The organism is Roseateles sp. (genome assembly GCF_039595295.1).
GTDB lineage: Bacteria > Pseudomonadota > Gammaproteobacteria > Burkholderiales > Burkholderiaceae_C > Roseateles.
On the sequence record NZ_JBCNLU010000001.1, the window covers coordinates 115885 to 128343 of the forward strand.

Consider the following 12459-nt stretch of genomic DNA (forward strand, 5'->3'; position numbering starts at 1 on the left):
CGCCGTGCGCAACGCGTGCGCGGCGGCAGGGCCTCAGCGGGGACGACTCCTATCATGGCCGGCGAACTCACCGTCCATCCGAAGTCCGAGAGGTCGCCCGTGTCCATTTCCGCTCAAGCCGCCCAAGAGTCCCGCCGCCGCAAGGTCCTGCTGCTGATGCCGATGGCCGAGCAGCACCAGGCGCAGCTCCGCGAGCAGCATGACGTGATCTACGCGCCGACCGCCGAGTCCCGCGCCCAGGCCGTTGCCACGCACGGCGCCGACGTCGAGATCGTGCTGACCATCGGCTCGGTCGGTCTGCGCGCCGACGAGATCGCCGCCATGCCCCGGCTGGGCGCCGCCGCGACGCTGGGCGCCGGCTATGAAGCCATCGACCTGCCGGCCGCCAAGGCCCGCGGCCTGACGCTGTGGAACGGCGCCGGGACCAACGACGCTTGCGTCGCCGATCATGCGATGGCCTTGCTGCTCGCCACGGTGCGGGCGCTGCCGCAGCAGGAGAAGGCCCTTCGCGCCGGCATCTGGCGTGACGATCTGCCGCTACGTCCCAGCGTCAACGGCCGCAAGCTGGGCATCCTGGGCCTGGGCACCATCGGGCTGCGCATCGCCAAGCGGGCGCTGGCCTTCGACATGGAAGTCGGTTATCACAACCGCCGCGAGCGCCCCGACGCGCTCGGCTGCGGCTACTTCGGTTCGCCCGTCGAGCTGGCGAAATGGGCCGACTTCCTGGTCGTCGCCGCGCCGGGCGGACCGTCGACCAGGCACATGGTCAACGCGGAGGTCCTCCAGGCGCTCGGCCCGCAGGGGCACGTGGTCAACATCGCCCGCGGCAGCCTGATCGACACGGCCGCCCTGGCCGAGGCGCTCGCCGCCGGCACCATCGCCGGCGCCGCGCTGGACGTCTACGAGACCGAACCCAAGCCGCCCGAAGCGCTGCTCGGCTTCCCGAACGTGGTCCTCACGCCGCACATCGCGGGCTGGTCGCCCGAGGCGGTCCAGGCCACCGTCGATCTCTTCCTGGAGAACGTCCGGCGCTGGACGGCCGGTGAGCCGGTACTGACTCCGATCTGAATCCCGGGAGCCGGTGGGCCGAAAGCGCGGCCGCCAGCTCAGCCAAAAAAGAGGTCCGCGGGGTGAGCCGCGGACCGATGAATGAAGAACGAGAACTGAAAAAACAGGTCCCCTCGAAAGGGGACCGTGGCTCCGCGAGCGGAACCCTGGAGGCGAGGGGCCCCGGGCTACAGTCAGCCCAGCACCCCGGTCGCCAATCCCAGGCAGGACAGGATGCCGATGCACAACACCCACGCATCCGCGTTGTTCAGCGACGACCAGATCTGTTGCTTGAGCACTTGCATGGCATCTCCTGCTGCAGCCGTGATTGGCTGCGATGGAGAGAATGTACTGTATGTTCATACAGTATTCAACAGGGATGCGCCGGATTGCGCCACCGCCGTTGTTGCGACGCCCCGGTCCAGGCTCGGCGGGCCGCCTTCACCTGTCGGGCCTGAGGTCCGCCCGGCTCGGCGCGCGCCTCAGCGGGTGCGCTTGGCTTGGCAGTCCTTGCACAGGCCGTACAGCGCGAGCGCGTGCTCGACCAACTGGTAGCCGCGTTCCTCGGCGATCTCGCGCTGACGCTGCTCGATGCCGGCGTCGAAGAACTCCTCCACCTTGCCGCAATGCAGGCAGACCATGTGATCGTGGTGCTGGCCCTGGTTGAGCTCGAACACCGCCTTGCCGGACTCGAAATGCTGGCGCGCCAGCAGGCCGGCCTCGACGAACTGCATCAGCACCCGGTAAACGGTCGCCAGACCGATGTCGGCGCCGTCCAGCAACAGCAGGCGGTAGACGTCTTCGGCGCTCAGGTGGCGGGTGTTGGCCTGCTCGAAGATCTGCAGCACCTTGATTCGGGGCAGCGTCGCCTTCAGGCCGCTGGATTGCAGGCTTTCGATCTGATGCTTGGGGGAATCGGGCATGGGTCGGTCAGTCCGTGGACAAGGGCGGGCTGGCGTCAGGCGGCCGCGGTTTCGGGATCCTTGGCGTCGTCGAGCGCATCGGCCGCGCCGGCGGGGGCCGTCTTGGTGCCCTTGGCGCCCTTGCGCGCACCCTGCGGCTTGCGCAGCCACAGGTACAGGCCGCTGCCGAGCACCACGATGGTCGCGATGTCCAGCAAGGCCCAGATGATCTTCATCGGCATGCCGCCGTAATCGCCGAAATGCAGCGGCTGCGAGACCAGCAGCCCGGTCAGGTACCAGGGCAGCTCGGGCGCGGCGGTGAGCTCCGCCGTCTTGGCGTCGATCAGCAGGGGCTGCAACAGCTTGGAGGTCAGCGGCGTCGTGCCCTTCAGGAAGAAGGTGTTGTGATGCGGGCTGGAGAAGGACGTCCCCGGGAAGGCCACGAACGAGACCTTGCGGTGGTCGCCGTGCTTCATCGCGGTGTCCAGCGTCGCCTGCAGCGGCCCGCGCTCGGCGGCGGTCAGCACGGGCTGGTCCTTGTACGGGGCCAGCAGCGCGCTGACCTTGTCGTACTGCCAATACTGCACCAGCAGCTCGGCCCAGGTGTTGATCATCCCGGTCGCGCCGACGACGAAGCACCACACCAGCGTCACGATGCCCAGCAGGTTGTGCAGGTCCAGCCACTTGACGCGGGTGGAGCGGTCCTTGCGCACCGCGCCGAAGTCCAGCTTGCGCATGAAGGGCGCGTACAGCACCACGCCGCTGACCAGCGCGATCAGCAGCAGCAGGCCCATCAGGCCCAGGAAGAGCTTGCCCGGCAGGCCCGCGAACATGTCCACGTGCAAGCGGAACATCAGGTCCATGAAGCCCTCGCCGACGCGGTACTCGCGCACCACCTGGCCGGTGCGGGCGTCGACGGCGACGGACTTGTAGTTCTCGGTCGGCTCGGGCGTCGGGCCCAGGGTGAACCACCACAGGCGCGGGTCTTCCTCGTTCTCGCCCGCGTACTGGATGACCATCTGCGGATGTTGCGCGTTGGCGGCCCGCGCCATCACGTCCAGCGAGACGCGCTGCTTGTCCATCGCGGCGGGCAGTTCGGGCGCCTCGATCTCGTCGCCGAGCAGGTGACCGATCTCGTGATGGAAGATCAGCGGCAGGCCGGTCAGGCACAGCAGCAGCATGAAGAGCGTGCAGATCAGGCTGGTCCACTTGTGGAGCCAGGTCCAGACCCGGATGGCGCGGGAGCTGAGCATCGTCGGAGTTCTCGTGTTCGAAAGGATCGGAGGAGCGACGCGGCGCTCAGCGGGCGGCTTGAGGACGCCAGGCATACCAGGCCATCACGGCCACCGGCACGCCCAGCGCGATCCAGGACCAGACATCGCCCCAATCGTCCGAGACCAGCGCGGACAGCAGCCCGGAGAGGCTGAGCACGCCCAGCGCGATCGGCCAGGTCCAGAGACGGCGGCTTTCACCGGGGGCGTCATCGCGCGTGGGTTCGGAGGAGGACATCGGACGGCGGTGGTTCTAAATAACAATGATTCGCATTTTAGAGCGAACTGCCGTCTGCGGTCATAGCGCAATCGCGGAGAGAACGGAGAGAACTAGGAGAGGGGAGAGAGAAGGAGGCAGAAGTGGCCGCCCGTCGGCAAACGGGGGCGGCCGGCGCGGGCCTGCGCTCAGGCCGTGGCGCCGGCGGGCAAGGCCTGACCGAGGCGCTCGGCGCGCTGCGCGTCCTGGCGGGCCAGGTACTGGTGGATGCTGGCGACGACCTGAGCGCCCTCGCCGATCGCGCCGCCCACGCGCTTGACCGAGCCCGAGCGCACATCCCCCACCGCGAACACGCCCGGCAGGCTGGATTCCAGCAGCTCGGGCTTGTACTCGGCCAGGGGGCAGGCGCAGGCGCGGCCGGTGGTGATGAAGCCCGCCGGATCCAGCTCCAGTCCGCAGTCGGCGATCAGGCCGGTTTCGGGCTCGGCGCCGATGAACATGAACAGGTGCTGCACCGCCAGCCGGCGCTCGTTGCCGTTGCGCCGGTCGCGCCAGGTGACCGCCTCCAGCGCGCCGCCGCCCTCGAGCCGGCTGAGCTCCTGATGCGGCAGCAGCTCGATGTTGGACGTGCTCTTGATGCGGTCGATCAGGTAGCGCGACATCGTGGCCGCCAGGCCCGGGCCGCGCACCAGGATGATCACTTTCGCCGCGTGATTGGCCAGATAGACGGCGGCCTGACCGGCCGAGTTGCCGCCACCCACCAGCACCACCGTCTGCCGGCTGCAGATGCGCGCCTCGATGGGCGAGGCCCAGTACCAGATGCCGCGGCCCTCGAAGCGCTGGAGCTCCTCGATGCCGGGACGGCGATAACGCGCGCCGGTGGCGATCACCGCGGTGCGCGCGCGCACCGTGCGGCCGTCTTCCAGCGACAGGCGCAGCTCCTGCTCCTCGCCGGAACGGTCGCAGCTCATGCGGGTGACCTTGGCGGGGATCAGCATGTCCGCGCCGAATTTCTGAGCCTGGACGTAGGCGCGCCCCGCCAGCGCCTGACCGGAGATGCCGGTCGGGAAGCCCAGGTAGTTCTCGATGCGCGAGCTCGCGCCCGCCTGGCCGCCGTAGGCGCGGCAGTCCATGACCAGCACCGACAGCCCCTCGGACGCCGCGTACACCGCGGCCGACAGCCCGGCGGGGCCGGCGCCGATGATGGCGACGTCGTAGAGATCGGGCCGCTCCTTCATGTCGACGATGCCCATGCAGCGCGCGACGTCCTCGTCGCTGGGATCGACCAGCACGTCGCCGCCGGGGCAGATGACCAGCAGCTCCACGCCCTCGGTCATGTACTGCGCGGCGATGGCGCGGGCGTCCTCGTCCTGATCGGGCTCGAGCTGCTGATGCGGGAAGCCGTTGCGGCCCAGGAAGCTGCGCAGCCGCATCACCGATGCCGACTTGGCGCGGCCGATCAGGGTCGCGCCGCTGGCGCCGGACTCGATCAGCCCGACGCGGCGCAGGATGAAGGCGCGGGTGAGGCGCTCGCCCAGATCGGCTTCGGCGATCAGCAAGGCGCGCAGCTGCGGGGGCGAGATCTCCACCGCCTCGACGTCGGTTTCGGCTTGGCCGTCGACCAGCGAGGGCCGGCCGCTGAGCTGGCCGACCTCGCCCATGAACTGCCCGGGGCCGTGGCGATGGATGGGGGTGACGTGGCCCAGGCTGTCGCGTTGCGAGACCTGCACCTCGCCGCTGAGGATCAGCATCATGCCCATGCCGGACTCGCCGGCGCGGACCAGCCATTCGCCCTGCGAGAAGCGTCGGAAATGGCCGAAGCGGGCCACGCGGGCGATGTCGGCGACACCGAGCGTGGGGAACATCTGCGCACCGCGCGTGTCGGCGATGCTGGACTGCGGGACCTGGACCATCGGAGCCTCCTGGCGCGCACCCTAACCGTTCGGCGGGTCAGCGGCAAGCTCCCTCCGAGAGAGGCGACGCCCGCTCCCGCGTTGCGTCCAGCGCGCGGCGTCAAGCGGATCTCGTCAAAGCGCGCTGCGGGCCCGGTGGGCATGGCACCATGGCGGCCTCCTTTCACTTCACGCGATCCCGCCGCCGGATCCTCGCCGCCGCCATGGACTTCCCTTCCCACCAGCTCACGATGACGGTGCTGATGACGCCGGACATGGCGAATTTCTCCGGCAACGTGCATGGGGGCACCATCCTGAAGCTGCTCGACCAGGCCGCCTACGCCTGCGCCAGCCGCTACGCGGGACGCTACACGGTGACGCTGTCGGTGGACCAGGTGATGTTCCGGCAGCCCATCCACGTGGGCGAGCTGGTCAGCTTCCTGGCCTCGGTGAACTACACCGGCACCTCGTCGATGGAGATCGGCATCAAGGTCGTGACCGAGAACATCCGCGACCAGGTCGTGCGGCACGCCAACAGCTGCTTCTTCACCATGGTCGCGGTGGGCGAGGACGGCCGGCCGGTGCCGGTCCCGGCGCTGACGCCCAGCACCCCGGATGAAAAACGCCGTTGGGACGCGGCGATCGAGCGCAAGAAGCTGCGCACGGAATTGCAGAAGCGCCACGACGCGCTGCGGAATCCGGCGTCGACCTGAGCGGCCGACAGAAACGACCACGGCGCGGAGAGCCCGCGCCGTGCCGCATCGCCTGCGCCGCCCGTCGGCACCGCGGCCCGGTCAGCCGCGCAGCTGCGCCGGATCCAGGTACTGCTGACGGAAGGTCTCGAAGTCCAGCGTGTCGGCGGCCTCGATGGCGGCCTGGCGCTCCAGCGAGGCCCGCGCCGAAGCGGCGAAGCGCTCGTCCAGTCCCGCCGATGCCGGCTGCGCCAGCACGTGGTCGCGCGACTGCGCCGAGCGCGCCGTCACGAAGTCCAGGTGCGAGGACGCATGCAGCGACTTCATCTCGGCCAGCACGCGGGCCGAGGGCAGGGAGTCGAAATCGGCCCAGCGCGCGACCGCAGTCTCCAGCGCCTCACGGTACAGCGAGCCGCCCAGCGCCGCGTCGATCTTGGCCGCGATCGGCGCGAATTCCGACAGCAGCTCGCTGCCCCAGTCGCACAGCGCGACCTCGCCGCCGCGTCGTTCCAGCTTCAGCCCGGGTTCGCGACCCGCGGACGCGGTGCGGTGCTGGTTGCGCGCCAGCGCGCCCAGTTCGGTGGGCGAGTCCTCGGGACTGTCGGTCAGCCAGCAGTGCAGCAGGAAGATGTCGATGAAGCGCATCGTCGAGGCGGCGATGCCCACCGGCTCGAACGGATCCAGGTCCATGCAGCGGACCTCGATGTACTCGACGCCGCGCTCACGCAGTGCATGCAACGGACGCTCGCCCGAGCGGATCGTGCGCTTGGGCCGGATCGTGCCGTAGAACTCGTTCTCGATCTGCAGCAGCGTGGTGGAGAGCTGGTTGTATTCGCCGCCCGGATTCATGACGCCGACCTTTTCATAGGCCGGATACGGGCGGGTCAGCGCGTCCTGCAGCGAGGCGGCGTAGCCGTCCAGGCTGTTGTAGCTGACCGAGAGCGTGGATTGCGCGTCGCTCTGGTACCCGAGCCGGCCCATGCGCAGCGAAGTGCCGTAAGGCATGTGCAGCGTGCCCTCGGCCAGCGGCTGCAGGCCGTGCTCGCGGCCCGCGACGAAGCTGGCGCACAGCGCGGGCGAGGCGCCGAACAGCGTCAGCAGGAGGAATGAGTGGCGGCGGAAGTTGCGGATCAGCGCGAAGTGGTCCGCGTTGTCCAGACCCGGCATCGACCAGTTGTAATGGATGCCCGAGATGGTCTGCATCCGGCGGCCGTAGCGGTGGCCCAGGCCCATGCGGTAGACGCTCTTGGCGCGGCCGATGTTGGAGGCGCCGTAGCGGCCGATCGGGATGGTTTCGTCGGCGGGCAACTGACACGGCATGCTGGACGCCCACATCAGTTCGTCGCCCAGCGCGCGGTAGACGGCCTGGTGGATCTCGGTGAGTTCGCCCAGGCAGTCGTCGGCCGAGGCGTGCACGCCGGTGATGAGCTCGAGCTGCGATTCGCTGAAGTCGGTGGTGACGGTCTCGTGCGTCAGGGCCGAGCCCAGCGCCGTCGGGTGCGGGGTCAGCGCGAGCGACGACGCGCCGGCTTGCGCGCGCAGGCTTTCCTTCTCGACACCGCGGCGCATGCCCGCCAGCCGTGCCGGATCCAAAGCCTCCAGTCGCTTCAGCCAATCGCTCAAAACCCGCTCCTCGTTCGTTAGGGCGCGCAAGTTAACAGAACTCCGCGAAACCCGCTTGTCTGGGCGTTATGCGGATTGTGTTAGGCCTTCCGACAGTTTTCGCCGGGTCCGGCGCAGCTGCTGATCCGAGCTGAAACCGGCCGCCAGCGCGGCCTGCGCGGGACGCGCTCCTCGTGCGAGCTCGCGGCGCGCGAGTTCGAGCCGGATCGCCCGCAGATAGTCCAGCGGCGTCGTCCCGCCGTGCTGGCTGAACAGCCGGGTCAGGTGTCGCGGGGTGACATGCGCGACCGCCGCCATGCGGGCCAGGCTCCAGTCCGCGCCGGGCTGGGCGCAGATCGCGTCCTGCACCCGGTGCAGCGCCGCATGCAGGTGGTGGCGGTGCGCGAGCATGGGAGAGAGCTCCGGATCCTGCGCGCCGCGGCGCAGATAGACCACCATCACCTGCGCGACCGTCGCGGCGAGCGCCTCGCCGCAGTGCTCGGCGATCAGCGCGAGCACCAGGTCGATGCCGGCGGTGATGCCCGCGCTGCTGGCCAGCGGGCCGTCCAGGACGAACACCCGGTTCGCCTGCACGTCCGCCTCGGGCGCCGCCGCGCGCAGCGCATCGAGCGCCTCGTGATGCGTGGTGCAGCGGCGTCCAGCCAGCAGCCCCGCGCGAGCTGCGAGCAGCGCGCCCGCGCAGATGCTGAGCAGCCGACCCGCGCCGCCGGCCAGCAGCGCGCCGCCCTCGCGGTGCAGCCAGCGTTCGATGGCGAGGTCTTCCGAGCGCTCCGCTGCGGTCGGCGCCGGATCGTCGGGGTGCGGGTGCCGGCGGCCGCTGAGGATCAGCCAGTCGGTCTCGCCCAGCGCGGGCAGCGGCTCCAGTCCGCCGAGCGTCAGACCGACCGAGCTGGGCGCCTGTTCCTGCGCGCCGCAGTAGCGCAACCGGAAGGCCTCCGGCTCGCCGCGACGCCGCAGTGCCTGGTTGGCGAGCCGCAGCGCCTCGGCCGCGCCGGCCAGGTCGAGCAGCAGGGTGTGGCGCTCGACCAGGATCCAGACATCGACAGCGGAGGCGCCGCCGGTGCGGCTGGGGCGATCAGGAAAGGACATCGGGCAAGTATGCGCCTGCGCCCTTCAGGCGGGGACCGCTTCGCGCTGGCCGGCGCGGGCCAGGGCCTGCTCGACGCTCACGATTTGCGCGAATCGATCCTGCAGCGCGACCTCCGTGCGCAGCTTGATCTGATCGAGGTCGACCACCACGCCGCTCGCGTGCCGGATCGGGAAGCTGTGGGTGGCCTCGGTCACGTAGTCGACGGTCCAGCCCTCGTCGCTGGCGTGGCGGGCGGTGGTCTCGCAGCACTGCTCGGTGCGGATGCCCGCGATGATCAGGCGGCGGATGCCGTGCTCGGTCAGCCAGATCGACAGGCCGGTGCCGACCAGCGCGCTGTGGCGGCGCTTGAGGAACTCCGCGGCGATCGGCACCGGCGCCAGTTCGGCCATCGGGCGGACATGACCGCTGACCAGCGAGAACGGGTTCTCCGGTGTGGCCGGTCCGTCGGTGTGGAGGATGCGGATGATGGGCAGACCGCGCGCGGCCGCGCCGATCAGCAGCGCGTTGCTGCGGTCCATGAAGCGCTGGAAACCGGCCAGGTCCCAGTAGGGGCGATGGCGGAAGGATTCCTGCACGTCGATCAGCAGGACGGCGGTGTCGGCCTGGGGATCGAAGGCGGCGTCGGCAATCGGCGCGGAGGACGAGGTCGCAGCGTTGGAAGACGTCGAGGCGGCGGTCATGGCAGGCTCCATCGGTGGTGGTTGATGGACGCCATCGTGCCGGCGCGGTGGTCCGGCGTCGCATCGGCGCCGGACCGGTTTCGGTCAAATCAGGACATCGGGAGCCGTCAGTCCTCGCGGGTCGCGCGCTGGGACAGCGGCAGCTTCGCGTCCAGGTCCAGCGCATCCCAGCCCTTGCGGCCGATGCGGCGCAGGGTGTCGATGTTGGCCTCGTAGATCGCGTCGGTATCGGGCATGGACTCGACGGCGCGCTCGATGCTTTCTTCGCGAAGCAGATGCAGCGTGGGGTAGGGCGAGCGGTTGCTGAGGTTGTCCACGTCGTCCGCCTCGGTCCCCTCGAACTGGTAGTCCGGGTGGAAGCTCGCGACCTGCAGCACCCCGTCCAAGTCGAGGTCCTCGACCAGTGCGTCGGCCGCGCCCAGGAAATCGTTGAAGTCCAGGAAGTCGTTCAGCACCCAGGGATGGACGATGAGCGTGGTCTCGGTCTCGTCCGGATCGGCGCGATTCAAGGACAGCAGCTCGTGCGCCGTCTGCTGCAGCAGTTCCTCCGGCGTGCGGGCGGGGCTGACCACGATGCGCAGGCGCTGATTGACCTCCACGCTCTTGGCGAAGGGGCACAGGTTCAGGCCGATCACGGCCCGTTGCACCCAGCGCTTCGTGTCCTCGAGGACGGTCTTCTCCTGCTCGCCGGTCATTTCTTGAACCACGCGTCGACCAGGCGGACCCACATCGACCCGCCCAGCGGGATCAGCTCGTCGTTGAAGTCGTAGCTGGGGTTGTGCAGCATGCAGGGCCCCAGGCCGTGGCCGCCCTCGCGGTGCGTGCCGTCGCCGTTGCCGATCAGGAAGTAGCAGCCCGGCACTTCCTGCAGGTAGTAGCTGAAGTCCTCGGCGCCCATGGTAGGCTCGAACTCCTGCACGTTCGAGGCGCCGAGCATCTCGGTCAGCACGCCGCGCGCGAACTCGGTCTCGGCGGGGTGGTTGATGGTCGGCGGATAGTTGCGGTGGAAGCTGAAGTCGCACTGGACCTCGAAGGCCGTGCCGGTGGCCTCGGTGATCTGCTGCATGCGGCGCTCGATCAGGTCCAGCGTCTCCAGCGTGAAGGTGCGGACCGTGCCCTGCAGCTCGCAGCTTTCAGGAATGACGTTGGTCGCCTCGCCGGCGTGGATCATGGTCACCGAGATCACGCCCGCGTCGATCGGCCGCTTGTTGCGCGTGATGATGGTCTGGAAGGACTGCACCAGCGTGGCGGCGACGACCACCGGGTCGGTGCCCAGGTGCGGCATCGCGCCGTGCGCGCCCTTGCCCTTGATGGTGATCTTGAATTCGTTGCTGGACGCGAAGACCGGTCCGGACTTGAGCGCGAACTGGCCCGCAGCCATGCCCGGCCAGTTGTGGATGCCGAACATCGCTTCCATCGGGAAGCGCGTGAACAGGCCGTCCTTGATCATCTCGCGGGCGCCGCCGCCGCCTTCCTCGGCCGGCTGGAACACAACGTAGACGGTGCCGTCGAAGTCGCGGTGCGCGGCCAGGTGCTTGGCCGCCGCCAGCAGCATCGCGGTGTGGCCGTCATGGCCGCACGCGTGCATCTTGCCGGGGTGCTTGCTGGCGTGGGCGAAGGTGTTGTGCTCGGTGATGGGCAGGGCGTCGATGTCGGCGCGCAGGCCCAGCGTCCGGCCGCTCTTGCCGCCGTCGCGTCCCGGGATGATGCCGACCACGCCGGTCTTGCCCAGGCCCCGGTGGATCTCGACGCCCCAGTCGGTCAGCGTCTGGGCGATGAGGTCCGAGGTCCGGTCTTCCTTGAAGCACAGCTCGGGGTGGGCGTGCAGGTCGCGGCGCAGCTTCGCGATGGCGGGCGCGTCGGCCAGGATGGGTTCGATCAGCTTCATGGGCACTCCGTGTCTTCGCGACAGCGCGTGGTCTGTCGCTGGGAACGGAGCAGTTTAGCGGCTCAGCGCTTCACGCGCCCGTCGTCGGTCAGCATGGACAGCTCGACGAAATTCGAGCCCACATGCTTGCCGGGACCGAACTTCACCGTGAAGCCGCCGGCATTGAAATTGCCCATTCCGTCCAGCGCCGCGACCAGCGCTTCGCGGCTGGCGCGCGCGCCCATGCGGCGGATCGCCTCGCTGATCACCTTGGCGGCGATGTAGCCCTCGATGGCGGTGTAGTTGAACTTCTGGCCGGCCTTGGTGGCGGCGCTCTGGTACTCCTGGACCACGCCGATCGCGTTGCCGAAGGGGTAGGGCATGACCTGGCTGACGACCACGCCCATCGCGTCCTTGCCCAGCTCGTCGAGCAGCGCCTGCGTGCCCACGAAGGACACGTTGTAGAACACGCCGCCGTAGCCGGCCTTGCGGGCCGCGCGGATGAAGGCGGCGCAGCTCTTGTAGGCGCCGATCATGACGATGGCCTCCGGCGGCGCGCCGGTCGAGACCAGGTCCTTGACCGCCTTGGCCACGTCGACGCTGTTGCGCTCGACGGTGGAGGTGGCCTGCGGCTGGATGGCCAGCGGCTTCATCGCGCGCAGCACCCCGTCCAGACCCGCCTTGCCGTAGGCGTCGTTCTGATGGAAGACGGAGATGCGCATCAGGCCCAGCTGGGTCAGCTGCTTCACGATCAGCGCGGTCTCGTCGTAGTAGCTGGCGCGCACGTGGTAGACCCAGGGGCTGATCGGATCGCGCAGCGCCTCGGCGCCGGTCAGCGGCGCGACGAAGGGAATCTTGTTCTGGTTGACCAGCGGCAGCGCGGCCAGCGAGGTCGGCGTGCCGACGTAGCCGAACAGCGCGAACACCTCGTCCTTGATCAGCTTGTCGGTGTTGGCCTTGCAGCGGTCGGGCTCGTAGCCGTCGTCCAGGGTGCGCAGCTCGATGATCGTGCCGTTGATGCCGCCGGCGGCGTTGACCGCGTCGAAGTAGAGCTTGGCGCCCGCCTGCATCTGGATGCCCAGCTGCGCGGCCGGCCCGGTCAGCGGCACCGACTGTCCCAGCACCAGGCGGCGGCCCTGCGCGCGCACGGCGGCCGGCAGGGTGGCGAGCGCGCCGAG

12 protein-coding genes are annotated in these 12459 nt (G+C 69.4%); 2 read left to right on the forward strand and 10 right to left on the reverse strand.

The genetic code is table 11. From position 1 onward, the window contains the following. Positions 1–156: 156 nt before the first annotated feature. On the forward strand, positions 157–1068 hold the full coding sequence (locus ABDW59_RS00535) for a 2-hydroxyacid dehydrogenase (protein ID WP_343627714.1): 912 nt from the start codon (positions 157–159) through the stop codon (positions 1066–1068). Positions 1069–1529: 461 nt separating this feature from the next. On the opposite strand, the gene fur is transcribed toward ABDW59_RS00535, so the two are convergent. The 4 genes from fur to ABDW59_RS00555 form a co-directional block, all read right to left on the reverse strand. Further along, complete coding sequence (fur, locus tag ABDW59_RS00540; protein WP_343627350.1) at positions 1530–1970, reverse strand: ferric iron uptake transcriptional regulator; 441 nt, start codon at positions 1968–1970, stop codon at positions 1530–1532. A gap of 35 nt (positions 1971–2005) precedes the next feature. Then, positions 2006–3202, reverse strand: a complete 1197-nt coding sequence (locus tag ABDW59_RS00545) for a PepSY domain-containing protein (RefSeq protein WP_343627351.1) — start codon at positions 3200–3202, stop codon at positions 2006–2008. Between the two features lie 46 nt (positions 3203–3248). Next, positions 3249–3458, reverse strand: coding sequence for a hypothetical protein (locus ABDW59_RS00550; protein ID WP_343627353.1), 210 nt, complete (start codon positions 3456–3458; stop codon positions 3249–3251). 167 nt (positions 3459–3625) lie between these two features. Continuing rightward, positions 3626–5350 (reverse strand): FAD-dependent oxidoreductase, encoded by a 1725-nt coding sequence (locus ABDW59_RS00555; protein ID WP_343627354.1) that lies wholly within the window; start codon positions 5348–5350, stop codon positions 3626–3628. A 203-nt stretch (positions 5351–5553) separates the two neighbouring features. Between ABDW59_RS00555 and ABDW59_RS00560 the strand changes: the two genes are divergently transcribed. Next, complete coding sequence (locus ABDW59_RS00560) at positions 5554–6042, forward strand: acyl-CoA thioesterase (RefSeq protein WP_343627355.1); 489 nt, start codon at positions 5554–5556, stop codon at positions 6040–6042. A gap of 81 nt (positions 6043–6123) precedes the next feature. On the opposite strand, the gene gshA is transcribed toward ABDW59_RS00560, so the two are convergent. The 6 genes from gshA to ABDW59_RS00590 all read right to left on the reverse strand — a co-directional run bounded on the left by gshA (position 6124) and on the right by ABDW59_RS00590 (position 12441). Next, on the reverse strand, positions 6124–7644 hold the full coding sequence (gene gshA / locus ABDW59_RS00565) for a glutamate--cysteine ligase (protein ID WP_343627356.1): 1521 nt from the start codon (positions 7642–7644) through the stop codon (positions 6124–6126). Positions 7645–7710: 66 nt separating this feature from the next. Beyond that, on the reverse strand, positions 7711–8733 hold the full coding sequence (locus tag ABDW59_RS00570; protein WP_343627358.1) for a helix-turn-helix domain-containing protein: 1023 nt from the start codon (positions 8731–8733) through the stop codon (positions 7711–7713). Between the two features lie 24 nt (positions 8734–8757). Then, positions 8758–9414 carry an isochorismatase family protein gene (locus tag ABDW59_RS00575; RefSeq protein WP_343627360.1) on the reverse strand — a complete coding sequence of 219 codons (657 nt, stop codon included), beginning with the start codon at positions 9412–9414 and terminating at the stop codon, positions 8758–8760. A gap of 107 nt (positions 9415–9521) precedes the next feature. Beyond that, positions 9522–10109 carry a DUF1415 domain-containing protein gene (locus tag ABDW59_RS00580; RefSeq protein ID WP_343627715.1) on the reverse strand — a complete coding sequence of 196 codons (588 nt, stop codon included), beginning with the start codon at positions 10107–10109 and terminating at the stop codon, positions 9522–9524. Continuing rightward, entirely contained in the window at positions 10106–11302 is a 1197-nt protein-coding gene (locus ABDW59_RS00585; RefSeq protein WP_343627361.1) for a M20 aminoacylase family protein, read from the reverse strand. Before ABDW59_RS00585 ends, ABDW59_RS00580 begins: the two co-directional genes overlap by 4 nt. Before the next feature lie 62 nt (positions 11303–11364). Beyond that, complete coding sequence (locus ABDW59_RS00590) at positions 11365–12441, reverse strand: ABC transporter substrate-binding protein (protein ID WP_343627717.1); 1077 nt, start codon at positions 12439–12441, stop codon at positions 11365–11367. Between the last annotated feature and the right edge of the window lie 18 nt (positions 12442–12459).

Bases quoted from the DNA above. Each gene is read 5' to 3' on its own strand.
- ABDW59_RS00560 (WP_343627355.1), top strand. From the start codon at position 5,554: ATGGACTTCCCTTCCCACCAGCTCACGATGACGGTGCTGATGACGCCG.
- ABDW59_RS00545 (WP_343627351.1), bottom strand. From the start codon at position 3,202: ATGCTCAGCTCCCGCGCCATCCGGGTCTGGACCTGGCTCCACAAGTGG.
- ABDW59_RS00585 (WP_343627361.1), bottom strand. From the start codon at position 11,302: ATGAAGCTGATCGAACCCATCCTGGCCGACGCGCCCGCCATCGCGAAG.
- ABDW59_RS00570 (WP_343627358.1), bottom strand. From the start codon at position 8,733: ATGTCCTTTCCTGATCGCCCCAGCCGCACCGGCGGCGCCTCCGCTGTC.
- fur (WP_343627350.1), bottom strand. From the start codon at position 1,970: ATGCCCGATTCCCCCAAGCATCAGATCGAAAGCCTGCAATCCAGCGGC.
- ABDW59_RS00575 (WP_343627360.1), bottom strand. From the start codon at position 9,414: ATGACCGCCGCCTCGACGTCTTCCAACGCTGCGACCTCGTCCTCCGCG.
- ABDW59_RS00580 (WP_343627715.1), bottom strand. From the start codon at position 10,109: ATGACCGGCGAGCAGGAGAAGACCGTCCTCGAGGACACGAAGCGCTGG.
- ABDW59_RS00535 (WP_343627714.1), top strand. From the start codon at position 157: ATGCCGATGGCCGAGCAGCACCAGGCGCAGCTCCGCGAGCAGCATGAC.
- ABDW59_RS00555 (WP_343627354.1), bottom strand. From the start codon at position 5,350: ATGGTCCAGGTCCCGCAGTCCAGCATCGCCGACACGCGCGGTGCGCAG.
- ABDW59_RS00550 (WP_343627353.1), bottom strand. From the start codon at position 3,458: ATGTCCTCCTCCGAACCCACGCGCGATGACGCCCCCGGTGAAAGCCGC.